Origin of the sequence: Yersinia enterocolitica subsp. enterocolitica (assembly GCF_901472495.1) — a bacterium.
Classification (GTDB): Bacteria; Pseudomonadota; Gammaproteobacteria; order Enterobacterales; family Enterobacteriaceae; genus Yersinia; species Yersinia enterocolitica.
Window position 1 is genome coordinate 1,017,863 of the sequence record NZ_LR590469.1, and the last position, 20,393, is coordinate 1,038,255.

A 20,393-nucleotide genomic window follows, 5' to 3' on the forward strand; every position below is an offset into this window, starting at 1 on the left:
ATTCTACCGCTGCACAAAGATGGTTTCATTTCACAACATGATGTGGCGCAACTGACGGCATCCAATGTGGTGGCTGAAATGTTGGGTAACTTCATCGATATTGATGGTCAGCGAGTGAGCTATGAGCTGGATCAGCGCTTAACCAGTGCCAGCCTGCGTATTCGGCCTGAAAAACCGGTCATTGCTATTGCGGGTGGTGTAGAGAAACATCAAGCTATCAAAGCCGTTCTTAGGGGACATTGGGTGAATGGTTTGGTGACGGATGAAGAGAGCGCTATCGCGCTGCTGACAAACCTCGACGACTCGATCTTGCAAGGTGAAGGCAGGTAGAAGAGTAAAGCGTCCGCGCCAGGGAGGGGTTTACGGCGTCTTTACGATCTGCCTGTTTTCACCGTTACGGGCACTTTGTCATTAACCTCACGCGCCCAAGGGCGCGTAATGATTCAATAATACTATTGGGTAAAACGAGGGTAATACCAGGTCATTCAGTCATGCATCAACAGAGACACCTGCCGATGCATGAAAGTCATTCATTAAGCGCTAACAACCTGAGTCAGTAACTGTTTGGCATCAGCTTGTGCTTTGGTCGCCACTTCAGGACCATAAGCAATACCTTCTGCGAATACGAACTCGACATCGGTAATCCCGATAAAGCCCAGGAACAGACGCAGGTAAGGCACAACCAGATCAGTTGGGGTATCTTTATGGATACCACCACGGCTGGTCAAAATAATGGCACGTTTACCGGTAATCAGGCCTTCAGGCCCTTTTTCGGTGTAACGGAAAGTCACGCCAGCACGTGCAATCAGGTCAAAGTAGTTCTTCAACTGAGTTGGGATATTAAAATTGTACATTGGAGCTGCCATGACGATCACGTCATTAGCCTGCAACTCAGCAATCAATTCATCAGACAGCGCCAGTGCTTCTTGTTGACGCGGAGTCAGCGCGGCATCAGAAGGGCGCAAAGCCCCCACCAACTCGCCATCTAATACAGGAATCGGCTGAGCTGCCAGGTCACGTACGGTGATTTCATCGCCAGCGTGAGCCGTTTTCCATTGTTCAACAAAAAAGTCAGCCAATTGGTTAGATTGTGAATAGGTTGCCAGAATGCTTGATTTCAGAACCAGAACTTTGCTCATCGTAATTCCTTAACAGGTAACAGAAACTTATATCCGTGATACTTCAAGCTGCATGTACGTTGGCTGCTTTCGCTCACCCTGCGGGCGAGCATAAATGCTGTTCAAGTCGGTTCCCGACCGATTTGTCACTCAATTGCCGTCTTCCTGCAACTCGAATTATTTTGGCTATAGGCGGTACGCCCTTTCAATGAGAGACACTTTATTCAACTTTTTCTATCAGTGATAGCGCAATATTTTGCGTTCTTTGTTCGATTTTATTGAATGAGGCTGAGTCGTGTCTTCCATGCTCCTCCAGCAACTCAAATGATTTAGGTCATTGCCAGAAAGTCAGCAGCGTTATATGCAAGAATATTGATTAAATAGAGATTAATATGCTGGAGGTTATGACAACGACTGCGTGTGGAATCTGTATTTCAGGACTCCATTATCTGCGTTGTGTGAAGCGTAAAACGGATAATGGGAAAAATGAGTTATATAAATAGAAGCAATACATACAAATTACCCTCAAACATCTACATGCATAATGCAAAGGGTACTGACAATGGTTCGGGTGTTATAACATCAAATGTTAAGTGTATTGGGAATTCATCGATTGGGCTTTCCCATGAGTCACACAATATAAAAAAACAGAATAATAGAGTAAAGACTACACTATTAACACTATTAACAAATATAAAAAATATCGGTAATAAGGCAAACAAACCGGGCAACAATCTATGTAAACATATACCACAAGGTCAGGTGGTTGCGGGTTCTCATCTTGCAGCAACCGCCGCTTTTCGTGCTGATCCCAAGTTTAACCACGTCGTTTCTGACGTCACACCCGAACAATATTTAACACTAATAAGTGACAAAAGCGCGATTATGGCGGGCAATATTGAGCCGTTGGTCGGCAAGGGGATTATTGCAACCGATAAAGCTGATCAAAACCTGCCCACTAAGATGAACCTGGTGCGCTTTAATAGCCAGGCACAACAGCGGGTTCAAGACACAGATAAAACCTTTGCGGGAATCATCTGTTTCAGTGGTGTTGATACCAAGTCATCAGAATTAATACCGGGCTCACCCTTAGGCAATTATTTTAATCAACAGCGTTTTGATAACAATTTGAAGGTATTAACCATTCATAACGGAAACAGAGGAACGCTAGGCTGCCAATTTGATTTGGCTCAGATTGAAGAGGGGACGGCGCTTCTGATCAATGCTGGCCAACTGTCCGGAGGCACGATGGCCTACGCGATTAAAGACAATATATTTTTTTCCTATCATGCAGGGAAAAATGGTAATGATGCTTCAGAGTGGGAAACCGGTAGTGACGGCGCTCGTTCAATTATCGATGCACATAATGTATTAACGTCAAGCCCAAATCCTCACTCGGATGCCATGGCAAATAACCAAACCTTGGTAGATTTCTTGGCAAACAACTTTGATTTTTACTCTTTAACCTATTGTGGGCACGGCGAAAAAGTGGTTGGGAATGCAAATGTATTCGATTACAGACAAAATAAAGTGACTGACAATAATAAGGTGCAGCTAGGCAGTGCGATGGCGTTAATTACCCGGGAGAATGACAAGGTTAAAGTACAAACTTTAAGTGACAATATTATGGTCAATATAAATGGTTTGACCACGCAATCATTGGCACACCGCATAGGTGAATACACATGGGAAGCTTTTGATGAAATGACACATTTGTAACTCGCTCCACCGGCGGCACATAACAGTATCCACAGGAGAAACCAGCTGAATATAGGGTGAAAAAGGCGATTGTGTTACCATGCTGCGCAATGCATATATTCTCAATATAGCCTAAGAAAATCAGGCTCCCGCAGTTTGCCGGGGCTGGCGCAACAAGGAATACTGAACGTGAAATCTTCGCTCGCAGCATTATCCTCCCAACTCGGTGAGTTGATGCTCCGTGACCAACAGCGCATGCGGCGTCGGCTGCAAGGCGCACGAAAAGTCCATAATCCCGAGGCCGTAGAGGCGATTACCCGCGAAATCGAAGCTGAGATTGCCACTGCAATGCAGCGGGTTGCCAGCCGTCGGGCGGCTTGTCCGGCTATCTCGTATCCCGAGAATTTGCCGGTCAGTCAGAAGAAACAAGATATCTATAATGCTATTCGCGATAATCAGGTGGTCATTGTTGCCGGTGAAACCGGTTCGGGTAAAACCACACAATTACCGAAAATCTGCCTGGAATTAGGCCGTGGTGTCACAGGACTTATTGGTCATACCCAGCCGCGCCGCCTTGCTGCTCGTACCGTGGCAAATCGTATTGCTGATGAGCTAGACACCTCACTTGGCGGCTGTGTCGGTTATAAAGTGCGATTTAATGATCAAGTGGGCGAGAATACCCTCGTTAAGTTGATGACTGACGGTATTTTGCTGGCTGAAATTCAGCAAGACCGCCTGCTGATGCAATATGACACCTTGATTATTGATGAGGCGCATGAGCGCAGTCTGAACATTGATTTCATCTTGGGGTATTTGCGGGAGTTATTGCCAAAGCGCCCTGACCTGAAAGTTATTATCACTTCGGCGACCATTGATCCGCAGCGCTTTTCTAGCCATTTCAATAATGCGCCCATTATCGAAGTCTCTGGCCGTACCTATCCGGTGGAGGTGCGTTATCGGCCTATCGTGGATGATGCCGATGATGTTGAGCGTGATCAGTTACAGGCCATTTTTGATGCGGTAGATGAATTGGGGCGCGAAAGTCCCGGCGATATCCTGATATTTATGAGTGGCGAGCGGGAAATTCGTGATACTGCTGACGCGCTGATGAAGCAGAATTTGCCTCATACCGAAGTGCTGCCGCTGTATGCTCGCTTATCCAATAGTGAGCAGAATAGGGTGTTTCAGTCTCATCATGGGCGGCGCATTGTGCTGGCGACTAACGTGGCGGAAACTTCACTCACCGTGCCGGGCATCAAGTATGTCATCGATCCCGGAACTGCACGTATTAGCCGCTATAGTTTCCGTACTAAAGTTCAACGGTTGCCGATTGAGCCGGTGTCTCAAGCCTCGGCTAATCAGCGTAAAGGCCGCTGTGGCCGTGTCTCTGACGGTATCTGTATCCGTCTTTATTCCGAGCAAGATTTCCTTTCACGTCCTGAATTTACTGATCCGGAGATTCTGCGTACCAATTTGGCCTCCGTTATCCTGCAAATGACCTCATTAGGGCTAGGGGATATCGCCGCCTTCCCATTTGTGGAAGCACCGGACAAGCGCAACATTCAAGATGGTGTGCGGCTGCTGGAGGAGCTAGGGGCTATCCAAACGGCCAGTAACGGCCATCAACAATTAACACCGCTAGGTCGGCAATTGGCCCAATTGCCAGTTGATCCCCGTTTGGCTCGCATGGTGCTGGAAGCCCAGAAAAGTGGCAGTGTACGGGAATTGATGATCATCACCTCGGCATTGTCTATCCAGGACCCGCGTGAACGTCCGATGGATAAACAACAGGCCTCCGATGAAAAACATCGCCGTTTTGCCGATAAAGACTCTGATTTCCTTGCATTTGTTAATCTATGGGATTACCTGAAAGAGCAGCAAAAAGAACTATCATCGGCGCAATTCCGTAAATTATGCCGTAGCGATTTCTTGAACTATTTGCGGGTGCGCGAATGGCAGGATATCTATACCCAACTGCGTCAGGTGGTGAAAGAGCTGGGTATTCCGGTCAATAGCGTCGCCGCAGACTATCGCAGTGTTCATACGGCCATTCTGACCGGGTTACTATCACACATCGGTCAGAAAGACGTTGAAAAGCAAGAGTATACAGGTGCGCGCAATGCCCGTTTTGCCATCTTCCCAGGCTCTGGTTTATTCAAAAAACCGCCCAAGTGGTGCATGGTGGCCGAATTGGTCGAAACCAGCCGCTTATGGGGGCGCATTGCTGCTCGTATTGAACCGGAATGGATCGAGCCTTTGGCACAGCACTTGGTTAAACATCACTATAGCGATCCGCATTGGGAGAAAGCGCAAGGGGCGGTGATGGCCAGTGAGAAAGTGACCTTATTCGGGTTGCCTATCGTCACTGAGCGCAAGATCAACTATGGGCCAATTGATCCGCCGTTGTGTCGCGAGTTATTTATCCGTCATGGCTTGGTTGAAGGGGATTGGCAAACGCGCCATGCTTTCTTCCGCGCTAATTTGAAGCTATTGGCTGAAGTTGAAGAACTTGAGCACAAATCTCGTCGCCGCGACATTCTGGTTGATGATGAGACATTGTTTAACTTCTATGACCAGCGTATTAGCCGTGATGTTATCTCCGCACGTCATTTTGATAGCTGGTGGAAGAAAATCAGCCAGACCCAGCCCGAGCTGCTCAACTTTGAAAAAACCATGCTTATCAAGGATGGTGCAAACAAAGTTAACCCGTTGGATTATCCGAACTTTTGGTATCAAGGGTCACTTAAACTACGGCTTTCTTATCAATTTGAGCCGGGCACTGACGCCGATGGGGTCACTGTCCATATCCCGCTGCCTATCCTGAATCAGGTTCAGGAAGAGGGGTTTGACTGGCAAATTCCGGGGATCCGCCGTGAGCTGGTGGTGGCGTTAATCAAGTCATTACCTAAGCCGGTTCGCCGCAATTTTGTGCCTGCGCCTAATTATGCCGAGGCATTCTTAGCGCGGGTAACTCCGTTGGAAACCAGCCTGCTGGATGCATTAGAGCGCGAGTTACGGCGCATGACTGGAGTGACAGTGTCACGCGAAAGCTGGCAGTGGGAACAAGTTCCCGACCACCTAAAAATGACGTTCCGCGTGTTGGATGATAAAAACCGAACTTTGCGTGAGGGGAAAGACTTGGCCGCCTTGAAGCTCCAACTCCAGGATAAAGTACAAGAGACGCTTTCAGCGGTTGCCGATGACGGTATTGAGCAAAATAACTTACATATCTGGAGCTTCGGCTCACTTCCAGTGTGCTACGAGCAACGCCGAGGAGGATATGAAGTCAAAGCATACCCGGCATTGGTGGATGAGAAAGACAGTGTTGCGATTCGCTTATTTGATACAGAAGCCCAACAGCAACAGGCCATGTGGCAGGGGACACGCCGTTTATTGCTGCTAAATATTCCTTCTCCGATTAAGTACTTACATGAAAAGTTGCCGAACAAATCTAAACTCGGCCTCTATTTCAATACTTATGGCAAAGTGATGGATCTAATTGATGATTGCATTGCTTGTGGGGTGGATAAACTTGTCGCGCAATATGGTGGGCCGGTATGGCAAGAGGCTGATTTCGCTCAGCTACAAGAAAAAGTTCGGGCCGAATTAAACGATACTGTTGTGGATATTGCCAAACAAGTTGAACAGATCCTGACTACCGTATTCAGTATTAATAAACGTTTAAAAGGCCGGGTCGACATCTCGCAAGCATTAGCGCTTTCCGATATCAAAGCACAGCTTGGCGGCCTGATTTACCGCGGGTTTGTCACCAATAATGGTTGGAAACGTTTACCGGATACATTGCGCTATTTGCACGCCATTGAGCGACGGATGGAGAAGTTAGCCGTAGATCCTCATCGTGATCGCGCCCAAATGCAACGGGTGGAACATGTACAACAGATGTGGCAGCAATGGCTCAACAAATTGCCGCCTAAACGCCAACAAGATGAAGATGTTAAAGAAGTTCGTTGGATGATTGAAGAGCTGCGCGTGAGTCTATTTGCCCAACAATTGGGAACACCATACCCCATATCAGATAAGCGTATTTTACAGACTATCGAACAACTCTCTGCTTAATGGCTAATCAAGACGACTCCGCGCCTGAGATAATGGCTCAGGCACGGAGTTTTTTTACCGCTAGATCCCACTTCGCAGCAGTATTTATATAATTTAAATCCTCTTATTTGTATCTCAAATATGTAATCGATGAAATCTACTGATTTTCCTGCGAAGCCTCTCGAAAACTATCAATTAACTCCCTTATTGTGCGGCAACGTTATTGCCTTCGGCCTTCAACTACGGCTATATCTGCCTTGGCATTCAGGCGACTTGCTCAAAGTTTGTCTGATTGCGGGTCACCATATTTGATTACATTTGGTGCGTTTGATAGAGTTTTTCGGGAGCAGGGATTGCTTATGTATACGATTGGTTTGTTGAGGTTGGCACAAAGAGAATTGTTTAAATTACCCGCGGGGATACAGGCGGCTCTGATTAAGGCTCTTGATGAGTTAGAGGTTTATGGTCATGAGTTGAGAGAACCTGTAGTGCGGGATATCGGGAAAGGGCTGAAAGAATTGAGGGTCAGTGCAAAGGAAGGTTGCGGGCGTGGTTTTTTCTTTTACCAGGCAGATCGGCAGGTTTATATCATTCATATCTTGCAGAAGAAAACGCAAAAGGCCTCAAGACGGACACTGATGTTGGCTTATCAGCGTATGAAGGAACTCAAACGGAGATTGCTGCCATGAAAAAACAAGATGATTTTGACATTCTTCCTTTTTCTGAGGTTAAAGCGAACGCTTTAAATCACCCTCATGTAAATGAAGCGTATTCTGACTTGCAGATTAGGCAAGCCATGATGACGGAGCTTAAAGCTGCCCGCCAGCGATGCAATTTGACTCAAGAAGACATTGCACGGAGAGCTGGGTTGAGGAAACAAAATATCAGCCGGATGGAAAAAGGTATCATTTCGCCTAATCTCACGACGTTAAGCCGATATGCCGCAGCATTAGGTGGGACTTTTGTTTTTAAATTTACTCAAAAGCCCCGTTGTACCAGTAAGGAGTAGTGGCTGTTAGGCTCGTTGTTAATCCATCAATGCCTTTTGCCGAATTGAGGCGTGACTATTTGCTTGTTTTAGTCGCCTTATTAGCGAGCGTTTTTAACCGGTCTTTTATGGCAGTGACCGCCAAAGCCCGGTTATCTGCCAAATAACGGTCTTTAGCGGCGGGAGCTGAACTTTGAATGGCAATCAAAGACCATTTCTCGCCATTTTTCAGTAACAAGGGCGAGCCGCTATCACCTGGTAATGTATCGCATTGATGAGAAAGTACACCTTGTTGCGCCCAGCCGGTGATCAGGCAATCTTCATGGCTATAGAGGGTATCCAGGTGGTCAAGTGGATAACCGGCTTGTGTTATTTTGCGGTCAACTTGTTTAAGTGCTTGAGTCAACTCATTAGCGGTTCCATCCCACAATGGTAACGGCTTGATAGGGACTGGTTTTTTATTAGTTAATCGAATAAGAGCATAGTCATATGCAGCAGCTGCGGGTGGAACTATCCAGCCGTCGCCATCAGGTTTGAGCTTCTTACCCAACTTGGCATCAACCAGTGTTTCCAGACTCGTAATTTGATACTTCCAATGACCGTTGTGCGAAATAAACCGTAAGGCCACAGCTCGATCAATCTTACCTGGCGGTGCTAATACACAATGCCCAGCGGTAAGTGCGAGGCGAGGAGAGATTAAAGTCGCAGTACAAAGGTTGGCGCTGGCTGTTTCAACCTGGCCAATAGCCTGCCATGGCCATTGTGAGCTATTCGTGACTGCAGTACGATCATCTTTACCAAAAAATAGAGTAGTCTGATCGGCAATACCGCTGTCGTCATTTGACGTGTCAGTGGGGGGAAGGGCACGAGCCACGGAAAGAGGTAACAGACTTAATAGTAATAATGAAGATAAACGCATAAATAATTAGCCTGCCTTATTCCCTAAAGGGGTATTTATTCTCAAACCTGAGACCTACTGGTTAAGCTGTTAATCACAAGCCTCCCCATTGATAACTATAGACACAATTAGCTATGTAGTATGTTGTCAGCATTTGATTTTTCGATAATTTTAGCGCGGTATAAGTCGCTTATACTCTAAGTAATGCACATGCTGCTTGAAGCATTTCGGAGATGCACTATAAATAAAAAAACAGTGCGATCAGGCCGCAAATAATTAATGTTGCCAGAGTGATTTCAAATAAATAACGGCGCAGCATTATCAGCACTCCTGATAAAAAACACCCGGAGAACCGGGTGTTGAGCGAGTGAAGTTGTTGCAGGTCAATCTATAGAGCTAGCTTCAGCTATCTTTCTCGACTTTATTTTGCTGCTGGGGCAGATTTAGTGTGCGTCGCTTTTTTGTGATGTTTCTTAGCGGCTTGCGCTTTTTGCATCGGGGCGGCTTTGTCGGCTTTCTTCACCGATTTTGTCGTTTTTTTGTGATGCATGGTTTTGGCAGGAGCACTATGGGCCGCTGGTGCCGTAGCCATTGGAGCCGCAACTGGTGCAACGGTATCGGCGGCGAATGCAATAGAAGACATACCCAAGGTTGCAGCAACAATCAGAGCTAATACTGTTTTCATGATTTATTCCTCAGTGTTCTGTTTGTATATCGGCCCCGTTGGGTCGTTGTAATGAGAATAGGGTAAATGATGAATGGCTTCCGTGAGTCATTGGTTTCGGCTTGTAACCGATTGTACAGAGATGATTGTTATGATGATTAGTCAACTTTATGGCATATCGTTAAATGCATTTTATTGCATAGATAGCATGGAAGTTGAGAGGAATAAGACCAGCCAGGATGACCTTTACCCTAAATTAGTTACAACATACATTTGATTATTACCAACAAAAAGGTGTTCTCTTTAGGTACATACAAATTTGCAGCTAACGTGGAATTTATGTTCCACAGAACGATACTGCCTCCTCAAAGGAAGGGCAGTACCGAAGGAAAAAAATCTGAGGTCGAGGATAATTATAAATAACGGCGTTCTAAGTGCTCACGGAAAAAACGAGGGTTAAGTGATTCTCCGGTTGCTTTGGTAATCAACTCTGCGGTTGAGTAACGGCTTCCGTGTTGCCAGATATTTTTCTGTAACCAATTGAATAGGGTACTCAAATCGCCGTTGGCGATATTGCTATCTAATTCAGGGATAGCGCCACGCGCAGTTTGGAAAAGTTGAGCAGCATACATGGCACCCAGAGTATAGGTTGGGAAATAACCAAAGGCGCCATCCGTCCAATGGATATCTTGCATACACCCATAGCGATAATTTCCTTCAGTGTTTATCCCCAGATATTGCTGCATCTTCTCATTCCACAGCGTAGGGATATCATCTACCTCGATTTCACCACTAATCAATGCTTTTTCAATTTCATAGCGCAAAATCACGTGGGCAGGGTAGCTAACCTCATCAGCATCAACCCGGATAAAACCGGTCTTGACGCGTTGATTCAAGGCAGTGAAGTTTTGCTCATCAAACGCAGGTTGTTCACCAAATTGCTGTATAACCAGAGGGCGGATGACTTGCAGAAACTCCTTACTGCGAGCTAATTGCATTTCAAACAGTAAGCTTTGGGATTCGTGAATTGCAGTAGAGCGTGCATGCGATATAGGCTGACCTAACCATTCACGGGGTAAATTTTGCTCATACCTCGCATGACCCGTTTCATGAACAATCCCCATTAACGCACTGAGAAACTCTTGTTCATTATAACGAGTAGTGATGCGTACATCCTGAGGAACACCTCCGCAGAATGGGTGCACACTGACGTCGACTCGTCCGCCATCAAAATCGAAGCCCAATACTTTCATCACATTCAGCCCAAGTTGACGCTGTTTTTCCAGGTCAAATGGCCCTTGTGGTATCAAGCAGGGTTCATTTTCTTGCTTGGCGATCACTTTTTGCAATAACGTCGGTAACCATTGTTTAAGGTCGCCAAAGATACGGTCCAAATCAGCACTATTCGTTCCCGGCTCATATAAATTCAATAATGCGTCATAGTGCGATGTCCCAGCAGCTTGAGCCCGAATCGCCGCTTCTTCACGGCTTAACTTGACCACTTCACGTAGATTTTCAGCAAAACCATGCCAGTCATTTGCAAGACGCTGCTGTCGCCATGCGTGCTCGCATCGAGCACCTGCTAGTGATTTTGCTTCAACCAAGGCCTCTGGTACTAACACCGCATTATTGTAATGCCGTCGCATCTCACGCAGATTTGCCTGCTCAATATCATCCAGAGTTTCTTGTTCCGCTTGTTTCAACCACTCGCCAACCTGTTTGGCCGTCAGAATCTGGTGTTGCAGCACATTTAGCTCTGCCATCGCCTCTGAGCGAGCAAGATTTCCTTTGGGGGGCATCATTGTTTGCATATCCCACCCAGCAATGGCGGATAAGTGCTCAAAACGGGAAAGGCGGGTGAATGTAGTGCGCAGGGATTGATAAGCTGTAGTCATAAAACACTCCATAAAGCTAATAGCCAACTTATTTTATTAAGGCTTAATTATCGATCTTGATCCGCAGACAATGAGTAAGCGCCTTTCACCGGCCAACAAAATCGGAAACTGGCACCGCCCAGCGAACTGGCATCGACGGAAATGCTGCCCTGATATGCTTGTGCGATGGAATGGACGATTGCCAGACCTAATCCACATCCACCTGTTGCGCGATCACGGCTCGGATCTAAGCGGACAAACGGCTCAAATACGCGTGCGCGTTCTTCTAAAGGAATGCCCGGCCCGTCATCTTCAACTTGTAAACATGCATTATCGCCGTCAAACCACAAACCAATACGCAATCGCTGAGTCGAGTAGCGCAGGGCGTTGTTGACCAGATTATCCAATACTCTTTCCATTAGGCGCAGATCGACGGCACCAAAGTCGCCGCGATGAGGTATATCAAGTTCTATCTCGCGCTCACCATGAATCAAACGCATATCTGTTACTTTTGCGGTGAGCCACGCCGGTAAATCTATAGGTTCCAAATTGAGAGAGACTTGGGGGCGATCCAGCCGAGCATAGGTTAGCAATTCGTCAATCAGGGCTTCTAACTGACCAATATCATGATTTAACGCCAGTTGTTCACTTTCAGTCAGGTTATCACTCATGGCTAGCCGATAGCGCAAGCGAACAAGTGGGGTGCGTAACTCGTGAGCAATTCCATCAATAAGCAGCTTCTTACTGACGATCAATGTGCTGATGTTGTCGGCCATTTGGTTAAACGCGACACCTAAACGGCTTAGGCTGGAGGTGGGATCAAAATGTGTCCGTTCGCCCAGATGTCCGGCCCCAAGCCGCTGGGCGGCATTCTCCAATTTCAGCAAGTCTTTCCAGTGAGGGCGCATCCACAGGAACACCGGCAGCGCCAAAGAGAGACCAATCATGATGAGCAAGATTAAATCCAGTAGCCGCATTTGGTGCAAATAAAACAGATAGGGAACCGGGCCAACAGCCAGGACATAGTGGCTGCGGGGGATTCGTTGCAGGAAGGTGTATTCATCATCCAAGGCAATGATTTCACCCGCACGCAGGCGCTTATTTAATCTTTCACCCAGATCCCGTTTATCAAGAGGTTCAATATGTAATTGAAAAGAGAGATTTAAATCCAACGTAGCGATGGTTTTATTCCAATCTTTTAGCGGAATTTCTCGTAACTCACTGCGCATCAATGACAGAGAGCTTTTCATCAAATCATCTAATGACTGGCGGCCAGCGCGCTCAGCCGTGACTTTATAAACTAAGCCAACCAGCATCGCCATCACCATAAAGCAGACGAACAGCAATAAGAAAAACTGAATAAATAGCTTCCTCATTGCTGCACTGACTCCCAGGCATTGGGGGCGAACAAATAGCCTTTATTGCGCACTGTTTTGATTCTAAAAGGCTCTAGAGCATTGTCATAGAGTTTGCGGCGCAAACGCGAAATGGCCACATCAATACTGCGATCCATCCCGTCATAACTGACGCCCCGCAAATTTTTCAATAATGCTTCCCTGTCCATGATGATGCCGGCATGTGTTGCGAGTTCCCACAGCAGATCAAAATCTGAAGTCGATAATGTAATCTCTTCATCGCCGAGATTGACTTGCCGATTAACCGGGTCGATGCAAAGTAAACCAAAGTGAATGGCATTATGCCCAGTGAGTGGAATATGAGGCGCTTCTTTGGTTTGTTGCTGATTATGTTGACGTAAATGCAAGCGTAGCCGTGCCAACAACACCGCGGGAGGCGTAGTTTTCAGGATATAGTCATTCGCGCCCATTTCCAGAGAGAGGATATGGTTCATATCACTGTCAAGCGAGGTTAACAGCACTATCGGGCCGTCATAGCTTGGTCGTAAATCGCGGCACAACGTCATCCCATCTTTGCCGGGTAACATAATGTCGAGCAACACCAGGTCAGGCTGTTGATGTTCAATAACCGCTTGTGCTGTATCTCCACGCGGTTCCACAAACACATCAATATCATGCTTGCCGAGATAGGCTGCAATCAGTTTTCCGACCTCCGGGTCGTCTTCTACAAAAACAATCTTGGTCATGTTTTTCAGTTTTAAAAAATGCCGGAATTCAGCATAGCGCGCTGTGGGTAGCAATGCTATGCACGTTACTTTATTCTTCATGCCAATGACTGGCCAACGACTGATTGGTAGACAACTAGCAAATTATTTCATTATCATTATATTAATGAAAGTGATTGTATCGTCATCTCTATTTAGTTACGCCCATCGTTTATATATCAATACTTATGATTAATGAATAGCTGTATCGATCAGCTAAGGACTGAGGGATGAGTGGCGAACGCATTGGTGTGCCAGCATACAGTGAAAAAGTCTGCTTCGATTACACGGAGTTTTTAGCTGTTTCTTGCAAAAAGCGGTGGAGTTTTATTGATGCTATTTATGGTGTCATGCCGATTTTCGGAATGGTGGTAAAATCCCAAACTGAACCGGAAAAAACCCCGCAGGAGCGGCTTACCGCCTTGGCGCTACAGGTATTATCAACCCAACTGAGTGATGAAACGAATATCATTCGCTTGATTCGTCTGGCGGAGCAGCAAGGGATAACCCGGTTGGATATTCAATTGCCTTACCCACTGGAAACCGCCCAACTGAATGAAATTAAACAAAAATTCCCACTTTCGATGGCGTTAAGTCAGCAGGGGGAATGTTTAGCTGTCGACATCTCTGGCATAGCAAATAATAAGTTGTCTGCCGACTGAGGCCCAAGCGGACAGCCAGTTTAACTGGCATGCCCCTGTTTTAAACCTACTGCATCACCAGCCAGGTTGCCGGAATGGTTGCCATCAGCACCAGGAAAATTGCCGCTCGCTCCACGGTGTTGAGTAAACGAAGACCTTCATGCCCTTGACGCGCATACATAAAGACCAGCAAGCCGGGGGCATAGAGAAGCACCGATAGCAACAGATAGACTAAGCCTGCGGCATAAATCAGCCACAAACCATACAAACACGCGCCACTGGCGGCAATAATCAAGCGCCAGTCTTGGCGTTTCAACGCCACTTTAAATAAAAATGCCCCCACCAGTAAATAGGGCACCAAAATCATCTCTGATGCAATGGTTAGCAACGTATTGTAGTTACTGCCGGTCAGCCAGATGAGGATCAATGCCACTTGTACTGCACAGTTCGTCAGCCACAGTGATTTTGCCGGAGCATTGTGTTTATTCTGATGCTGGAACATTTTCGGAAATGCGCCATGTTTCGCGGCTACCATCGGGACTTCTGCGGCCATAATCGTCCAGCTAAGATAAGCGCCGCACACCGAAATAATCAGCCCGGTAGCAATAATGATTTCTCCCCAAGGGCCAATCATCTCTACCATAATGCCGGCCATTGATGGGTTACGCATACCCGCCAATTCAGCGCGGGGCACGACACCGAGCGATAATAATGTAATGAGCAAATAGACACATAGCGCTGAAAGCACGGCCAGCATGGTCGCCCGGCCAACATCTTTTTTATTGCGTGCCCTGGCGGAAACAACCACGGCACCTTCGACCCCAATAAAGACCCACAGTGTGATTAACATGGTGTCTTTCACTTGCTGCCAAACGGGGGTGTGCAGGGCCAGGCCGGTAAAATCAAAACTAAATGTATCGAGGCTGAACGCGAGGCCGGCTAAAACAATAAAGCCCCCGATTGGCAACAGTTTTGCCAGTGTCGCGGCCAAATTAATACTGGCGGCGGTTTGAACACCACGCAATACCAGGGCATGAACCAGCCATAACAGGAAAGAAGCCCCCAGTAGCGCCTGCCAGGTGTTACCTTCACCAAAGACAACTCCGTCAGATTTATCGGTAAAAAAGCTCAAAGCGGCAAAAACAATCACCAGATAAGAGACATTAGCAATAACAGCGCAAAGCCAATAGCCCCAGGCAGAGAAAAAGCCAATAAGGTCACCAAAACCTTCTTTGGCATAGGTGAATATTCCACCATCCAGATCAGGGCGTAGACGCGTCAGCAGCAACATGGCAAATGCCAGAAAAATAATCCCGATGCCGGTAATGCTCCAGCCAATAAGTAATGCCGCAGGGCTGGCGACCTCTGCCATATTTTGTGGCAGGCTGAAGACACCTGCACCCAGCATTGAGCTGAGAACCAGCGCAGTGAGCGCGGTTAGGCCGAGTTTTCTTTCCAATTATGGATCCTGGTTTTTAGAGTATTAATGAATGGTTACTGACTTGTAAGCAGCATTATATGAGGCAAAGTTATTGATACTTGACAGATAATAGCCCCAAGATTTTCGGAGGATTTTACGGAGTGGGGCGCGATCATGCAATGATTGGTTATGCGATTTGGGCAAAAAATTATTCAGTCAGTACTTATCAAGTTCATCGCCCTAACTAAAATATAAAAAAGGACAGCCGATGGCTGCCCTTATGGTGATAATTTAAACAGATTTATTTGAACAAGTCAGCGCTAATACTCACGTTACCGCCACTTTGGTTCTGCCACTGGCGAGTAACATGGTAATACTTCGCACCTTTGGCAGCAGCACGCTTAGCCACTTCATGGGAGACGTCGGTCATGCTGTTGTAGTGACCGCTAAAGGTCACAGAATCAAACGGTACCATCTGCGCGGCAGTGGTATTGTTTAATTCTTGGATCTGGGTGCCATCATTCAGGGTGACAGTGTAACGCTTGCCTGTTGATGATTGAGTCTCAAAGAAACGGCCCACATCAGTACTTGGCGTGCCTGAAGAGGCAACACCTGGAATCTCGACGTTTGCAGCAGCAGCACCGCCAGCGGCTAATGCAGCACGACCAGCATCTGAATCGGCAGGAATAACATCAGGGCTTTGTACCGCACGTTTGGCTGCATCTTGTTTATAAACATAAGCAGTCACAAACTGGTTGCCGCCTTGGTTAGCATCAACCTGGCGCACGATGAAGAAGGAGTATGCTCCTTTCTCTTTCGCTGCTTTGGAAATGGCGTCGTTAATATCTGGCTGGCTACGGAAGAAACCACTGACAGACACGGTGTCATAAGGTTGCAAGGCGTAGGCTTCTGTTTTTGGTAATTCTTTGATGCCATTGAAGATACGATACTGGGTATCTTTGCTCACTTCCTGTGCATCTTTATGATAAACATCAGCCGTTACACGCCAGTTGCCACCATTATTGTTGCTGTTCAGATCCTGAATATAGAATGAATCAGCACCTAATTTATCAGCACGACGGGATACCGCATCAGCGGCTTCATTGATTGCATTAAATCTGCCGGTAATAGTAATACGATCAAATGGCTTAATGGCTGCTGCTTGCTCTGGTGTAAGTTCTTTTGCCGCATGTGCAGCAGAAAGCGCCGAGAGTGATAGCAATGCCGACGCGATGATCGTGTATTTCAGCTTCATAAAAAATCCTTTCGCCTTGCGCATTAACGTTGATACGTGCGGAACAATTGATGTGTAACAGAATAGCAGATGATTATTACATGTAATAATGGCGGGTGTCTCCGCAATTTATATGACTAAGTAATTTATATGGCTAAATATATGAATTTCGAAGTTAGGCCTAATAGCAAGTTACATCAATAATTGGGATAAGCTTTACGAATAATGCCTTTAACGTCATAAGCGTTGTTTATTTACATTTTTCTAACCTAATGCCGCGCTATGACTGGGTTGCCTTATTATACTAAAGCTTATTATTTTAGCTCAATGTTGCAGGACAAGCCGCTAGTAAATATTATTTTTATAGTGAATTATACAGAGTTCTTTCCGCCTGCCAGTTTTAGTGCGAAAACTGCTTCAGAACCGCATACAGATATGGATCATAAGTCACATTTTCAGTAGGTTATAGGGAGCCGTAACAAAGCAGGTTTGTCAGTAACCCAATAGAACATGGCAATACTTATCATCAAAGACAGGTAAAAAAGGGAACATTATGCGTATTGGTGTACCAAGAGAGCGGTTGGCCAATGAAGCCCGTGTTGCAGCAACGCCGAAAACGGTAGAACAATTGCTGAAACTGGGTTTCACCGTGGCGATTGAAAGCGGAGCTGGCCATTTAGCCAGTTTTGACGATGCGGCGTACCAGGATGCGGGTGCCACCATTACGGATACCACCGATGTGTGGCAATCCGACCTTATCCTCAAAGTGAATGCCCCACTTGAAGAAGAAATTACCCTGATGCGTGCGGGGAGCACTTTGGTCAGCTTTATCTGGCCGGCTCAGAACCCGGAATTACTGCAAAAGTTGGCAGAGCGTCAAGTGACTGTATTGGCAATGGATTCTGTGCCACGTATTTCTCGCGCGCAATCAATGGATGCTCTTAGCTCAATGGCTAACATTGCTGGCTATCGCGCTATTGTTGAAGCTGCACATGAATTTGGCCGTTTCTTTACCGGACAAATCACGGCTGCGGGTAAAGTTCCCCCAGCTAAAGTGATGATTATCGGCGCCGGTGTTGCTGGGTTGGCCGCTATCGGTGCGGCAGGGAGCTTGGGCGCTATTGTTCGCGCTTTCGATACCCGTCCGGAAGTGAAAGAACAAGTCCAGAGTATGGGCGCTGAATTCCTTGAACTCGATTTCGAAGAAGAGGCTGGCAGTGGCGATGGTTACGCCAAAGTCATGTCTGAAGCGTTTATCAAAGCCGAAATGGCGCTATTTGCAGCGCAAGCGGCTGAAGTGGATATCATTGTGACCACCGCGTTGATTCCGGGTAAACCCGCGCCACGGTTGATCACTAAAGAGATGGTTGCTTCAATGAAGTCGGGCAGTGTGATTGTCGATCTGGCAGCACAGACTGGCGGCAACTGTGAATTGACAGTGGCCGACAAAGTGACGGTGACTGAAAATGGCGTGAAAATCATTGGTTACACCGATTTGCCAAGTCGCTTGCCAACACAGTCATCCCAGCTTTATGGTACTAACTTGGTTAACTTGCTGAAATTACTCTGCAAAGAGAAAAATGGTGAGATTGACATTGATTTCGAAGATACCGTGATTCGCGGTGTTACCGTGGTCAAAACCGGTGAAGTCACCTGGCCGGCACCGCCAATTCAAGTATCAGCACAGCCTCAGGCGGCGAAAGCTGCACCGATTGCCAAAGAAGATGCTAAACCTTCCTCACCTTGGCCTAAATACATCATTATGGCACTGGCTATTGTGCTATTTGGTTGGTTGGCCAATGTGGCACCGAAAGAGTTTTTATCTCACTTTACGGTCTTTGCACTGGCGTGTGTGGTGGGATATTACGTGGTGTGGAACGTCAGCCATGCGCTGCATACACCGCTGATGTCAGTCACCAACGCTATTTCCGGCATTATTGTCGTTGGCGCATTGTTGCAGATTGGTCATGGTGGCTGGGTGAGTTTCTTATCCTTTATTGCTGTTTTGATCGCCAGCATCAACATTTTTGGTGGTTTTACCGTCACCCAACGCATGCTGAAAATGTTCCGTAAAAACTAGGTTTCGATGAGGCCGAACTTGCCTAAAGCGCAAGTTGATAAAGCTGAGTGGATAAAACAATGTTTATAAAAACAACAATGTTTATAAAGACAACGTTATACAAAAATGAAGGGGTAACTGATGTCTAGTGGTCTCGTTACAGCTGCGTACATAGTTGCTGCGATTTTATTTATTTTCAGTTTGGCTGGGCTGTCGCGCCACGAAACATCCAAACAAGGTAACACTTTCGGTGTGACCGGTATGGCCATCGCGCTTATTGCGACCATTCTGGGGCCAGACTCAGGTAACGTTGCCTGGATTATCATCGCGATGGTAATTGGTGGGGCAATTGGTATTTATCTGGCGAAGAAAGTCGAAATGACCGAAATGCCGGAACTGGTTGCCATCTTGCACAGCTTCGTCGGTCTGGCGGCAGTTCTGGTTGGCTTTAACAGCTATCTGGATCATGGCCCGGTGGTCATGGACGCAGTGATGGTGAATATCCATCTGACTGAAGTGTTCTTGGGTATATTTATCGGTGCGGTGACATTTACCGGTTCTATTGTTGCCTTCGGTAAATTACGCGGGATTATCTCATCCAAACCGCTGATGCTGCCACAACGCCATAAACTGAACCTGGTCGCGCTGGTTGTTTCATTCCTGCTGATGATTATGTTTGTCAAAACAGATAGCGTGGCGCTGCAAGTGGTCGCACTATTATTGATGACCGTGATTGCTTTAGCCTTCGGCTGGCATTTGGTTGCATCTATTGGTGGTGCTGATATGCCGGTTGTCGTTTCAATGTTGAACTCCTATTCAGGTTGGGCGGCGGCGGCGGCCGGTTTCATGCTGAGCAACGATTTGCTGATTGTGACCGGTGCGTTAGTCGGTTCTTCTGGTGCGATTCTGTCGTACATCATGTGTAAAGCGATGAATCGTTCGTTCATCAGCGTGATTGCCGGTGGCTTTGGTACCGATGGTTCTTCTACCGGTGATGCTGAAGAAATGGGTGAGTATCGTGAAACCAATGCTGAGGAAGTGGCTGAACTGCTGAAAAATGCCAGCTCTGTCATCATCACCCCTGGTTATGGTATGGCGGTTGCGCAGGCACAGTATCCAGTTGCTGAAATCACAGCAAAACTCCAGGCTCGTGGGATCAAAGTACGCTTTGGTATTCACCCAGTAGCAGGGCGCTTGCCAGGCCATATGAACGTGTTATTGGCTGAAGCTAAAGTGCCTTACGACGTGGTGCTGGAGATGGACGAAATCAATGATGACTTCCCAAGCACTGATGTAGTGCTGGTGATTGGCGCTAATGACACCGTAAACCCGGCAGCACTTGAAGATCCTCGCAGCCCGATTGCCGGTATGCCTGTGCTGGAAGTATGGAAAGCGCAAAGTGTTATTGCTTTCAAACGTTCAATGAACACCGGTTATGCTGGAGTTCAAAACCCCTTGTTCTTCAAAGACAATACTCAGATGTTATTTGGTGATGCTAAAGATAGCGTGGAAGCTATTTTACGCGCATTGTAATGGCGGCAGGGTATTGATTCAGGGCCACTAAGGTGGCCCTGAGGTTAATGACAAAGTGCCCGTAGAGGTGAAACAGGCAGATCGTAAAGAC

The 20,393-nt window shown here is 46.8% G+C and carries 16 protein-coding genes and 1 pseudogene; 8 read left to right on the plus strand and 9 right to left on the minus strand.

Annotated elements, in window-relative coordinates; translation table 11 throughout:
- Positions 1-6: 6 nt before the first annotated feature.
- A pseudogene (locus FGL26_RS04770) lies at positions 7-330 on the plus strand (sugar-binding domain-containing protein); the annotation flags it as partial.
- Positions 331-533: 203 nt separating this feature from the next.
- Here the strand turns inward: FGL26_RS04770 and azoR are convergent.
- A complete protein-coding gene (azoR, locus tag FGL26_RS04775) occupies positions 534-1,139 on the minus strand; it encodes an FMN-dependent NADH-azoreductase (RefSeq protein ID WP_005169628.1) in 606 nt (201 codons plus the stop codon).
- A 465-nt stretch (positions 1,140-1,604) separates the two neighbouring features.
- Here azoR and FGL26_RS04780 point away from each other — a divergent pair, with 465 nt between their 5' ends.
- From FGL26_RS04780 to FGL26_RS04795, 4 genes are all read left to right on the plus strand, one after another.
- On the plus strand, positions 1,605-2,837 hold the full coding sequence (locus FGL26_RS04780) for a cytotoxic necrotizing factor Rho-activating domain-containing protein (RefSeq protein ID WP_223300555.1): 1,233 nt from the start codon (positions 1,605-1,607) through the stop codon (positions 2,835-2,837).
- 168 nt (positions 2,838-3,005) lie between these two features.
- Entirely contained in the window at positions 3,006-6,893 is a 3,888-nt protein-coding gene (gene hrpA, locus FGL26_RS04785) for an ATP-dependent RNA helicase HrpA (RefSeq protein WP_071530602.1), read from the plus strand.
- Between the two features lie 338 nt (positions 6,894-7,231).
- Positions 7,232-7,561 carry a type II toxin-antitoxin system RelE/ParE family toxin gene (locus FGL26_RS04790; protein ID WP_005160945.1) on the plus strand — a complete coding sequence of 110 codons (330 nt, stop codon included), beginning with the start codon at positions 7,232-7,234 and terminating at the stop codon, positions 7,559-7,561.
- On the plus strand, positions 7,558-7,881 hold the full coding sequence (locus FGL26_RS04795; RefSeq protein ID WP_005160942.1) for a helix-turn-helix domain-containing protein: 324 nt from the start codon (positions 7,558-7,560) through the stop codon (positions 7,879-7,881). Before FGL26_RS04790 ends, FGL26_RS04795 begins: the two co-directional genes overlap by 4 nt.
- A 55-nt stretch (positions 7,882-7,936) precedes the next feature.
- Here FGL26_RS04795 and FGL26_RS04800 read toward each other — a convergent pair whose 3' ends face one another.
- The 6 genes from FGL26_RS04800 to rstA all read right to left on the minus strand — a co-directional run bounded on the left by FGL26_RS04800 (position 7,937) and on the right by rstA (position 13,397).
- Entirely contained in the window at positions 7,937-8,779 is an 843-nt protein-coding gene (locus FGL26_RS04800) for a trypsin-like serine peptidase (RefSeq protein ID WP_032912722.1), read from the minus strand.
- A gap of 217 nt (positions 8,780-8,996) precedes the next feature.
- On the minus strand, positions 8,997-9,077 hold the full coding sequence (gene ydgU, locus FGL26_RS21995; protein ID WP_457785794.1) for a small membrane protein YdgU: 81 nt from the start codon (positions 9,075-9,077) through the stop codon (positions 8,997-8,999).
- A gap of 102 nt (positions 9,078-9,179) precedes the next feature.
- Positions 9,180-9,443 (minus strand): acid resistance repetitive basic protein Asr, encoded by a 264-nt coding sequence (asr, locus tag FGL26_RS04805; protein WP_005169648.1) that lies wholly within the window; start codon positions 9,441-9,443, stop codon positions 9,180-9,182.
- 392 nt (positions 9,444-9,835) lie between these two features.
- A complete protein-coding gene (locus FGL26_RS04810) occupies positions 9,836-11,317 on the minus strand; it encodes a carboxypeptidase M32 (RefSeq protein WP_005169650.1) in 1,482 nt (493 codons plus the stop codon).
- Between the two features lie 47 nt (positions 11,318-11,364).
- Positions 11,365-12,672: a two-component system sensor histidine kinase RstB gene (rstB, locus tag FGL26_RS04815; RefSeq protein WP_032912724.1), complete on the minus strand. Its 1,308-nt coding sequence runs from the start codon at positions 12,670-12,672 to the stop codon at positions 11,365-11,367.
- The gene (gene rstA, locus FGL26_RS04820; RefSeq protein ID WP_005169653.1) at positions 12,669-13,397 is read right to left on the minus strand and encodes a two-component system response regulator RstA; all 729 of its coding nucleotides are present in this window, start codon (positions 13,395-13,397) and stop codon (positions 12,669-12,671) included. Before rstA ends, rstB begins: the two co-directional genes overlap by 4 nt.
- 248 nt (positions 13,398-13,645) lie before the next feature.
- Here rstA and FGL26_RS04825 point away from each other — a divergent pair, with 248 nt between their 5' ends.
- Entirely contained in the window at positions 13,646-14,077 is a 432-nt protein-coding gene (locus FGL26_RS04825; RefSeq protein ID WP_005169655.1) for a hypothetical protein, read from the plus strand.
- A gap of 46 nt (positions 14,078-14,123) precedes the next feature.
- On the opposite strand, the gene FGL26_RS04830 is transcribed toward FGL26_RS04825, so the two are convergent.
- Together FGL26_RS04830 and ydgH are read right to left on the minus strand one after the other, a co-directional pair.
- Complete coding sequence (locus FGL26_RS04830; protein WP_005169657.1) at positions 14,124-15,515, minus strand: amino acid permease; 1,392 nt, start codon at positions 15,513-15,515, stop codon at positions 14,124-14,126.
- Positions 15,516-15,777: 262 nt separating this feature from the next.
- Positions 15,778-16,731, minus strand: coding sequence for a DUF1471 family protein YdgH (gene ydgH, locus FGL26_RS04835; RefSeq protein ID WP_005169663.1), 954 nt, complete (start codon positions 16,729-16,731; stop codon positions 15,778-15,780).
- Positions 16,732-17,263: 532 nt separating this feature from the next.
- On the opposite strand from ydgH, the gene pntA reads away from it, so the two are divergent.
- Together pntA and pntB are read left to right on the plus strand one after the other, a co-directional pair.
- The gene (gene pntA, locus FGL26_RS04845; RefSeq protein WP_005169665.1) at positions 17,264-18,790 is read left to right on the plus strand and encodes a Re/Si-specific NAD(P)(+) transhydrogenase subunit alpha; all 1,527 of its coding nucleotides are present in this window, start codon (positions 17,264-17,266) and stop codon (positions 18,788-18,790) included.
- A gap of 120 nt (positions 18,791-18,910) precedes the next feature.
- Positions 18,911-20,302, plus strand: coding sequence for a Re/Si-specific NAD(P)(+) transhydrogenase subunit beta (pntB, locus tag FGL26_RS04850; protein ID WP_005169667.1), 1,392 nt, complete (start codon positions 18,911-18,913; stop codon positions 20,300-20,302).
- Positions 20,303-20,393 lie beyond the last annotated feature (91 nt).

Bases quoted from the DNA above. Each gene is read 5' to 3' on its own strand.
- rstA (WP_005169653.1), bottom strand. From the start codon at position 13,397: ATGACCAAGATTGTTTTTGTAGAAGACGACCCGGAGGTCGGAAAACTG.
- FGL26_RS04800 (WP_032912722.1), bottom strand. From the start codon at position 8,779: ATGCGTTTATCTTCATTATTACTATTAAGTCTGTTACCTCTTTCCGTG.
- FGL26_RS04790 (WP_005160945.1), top strand. From the start codon at position 7,232: ATGTATACGATTGGTTTGTTGAGGTTGGCACAAAGAGAATTGTTTAAA.
- azoR (WP_005169628.1), bottom strand. From the start codon at position 1,139: ATGAGCAAAGTTCTGGTTCTGAAATCAAGCATTCTGGCAACCTATTCA.
- FGL26_RS04780 (WP_223300555.1), top strand. From the start codon at position 1,605: ATGAGTTATATAAATAGAAGCAATACATACAAATTACCCTCAAACATC.
- rstB (WP_032912724.1), bottom strand. From the start codon at position 12,672: ATGAGGAAGCTATTTATTCAGTTTTTCTTATTGCTGTTCGTCTGCTTT.
- FGL26_RS04795 (WP_005160942.1), top strand. From the start codon at position 7,558: ATGAAAAAACAAGATGATTTTGACATTCTTCCTTTTTCTGAGGTTAAA.
- FGL26_RS04810 (WP_005169650.1), bottom strand. From the start codon at position 11,317: ATGACTACAGCTTATCAATCCCTGCGCACTACATTCACCCGCCTTTCC.
- asr (WP_005169648.1), bottom strand. From the start codon at position 9,443: ATGAAAACAGTATTAGCTCTGATTGTTGCTGCAACCTTGGGTATGTCT.
- FGL26_RS04825 (WP_005169655.1), top strand. From the start codon at position 13,646: ATGAGTGGCGAACGCATTGGTGTGCCAGCATACAGTGAAAAAGTCTGC.
- pntB (WP_005169667.1), top strand. From the start codon at position 18,911: ATGTCTAGTGGTCTCGTTACAGCTGCGTACATAGTTGCTGCGATTTTA.
- ydgU (WP_457785794.1), bottom strand. From the start codon at position 9,077: ATGCTGCGCCGTTATTTATTTGAAATCACTCTGGCAACATTAATTATT.
- pntA (WP_005169665.1), top strand. From the start codon at position 17,264: ATGCGTATTGGTGTACCAAGAGAGCGGTTGGCCAATGAAGCCCGTGTT.
- ydgH (WP_005169663.1), bottom strand. From the start codon at position 16,731: ATGAAGCTGAAATACACGATCATCGCGTCGGCATTGCTATCACTCTCG.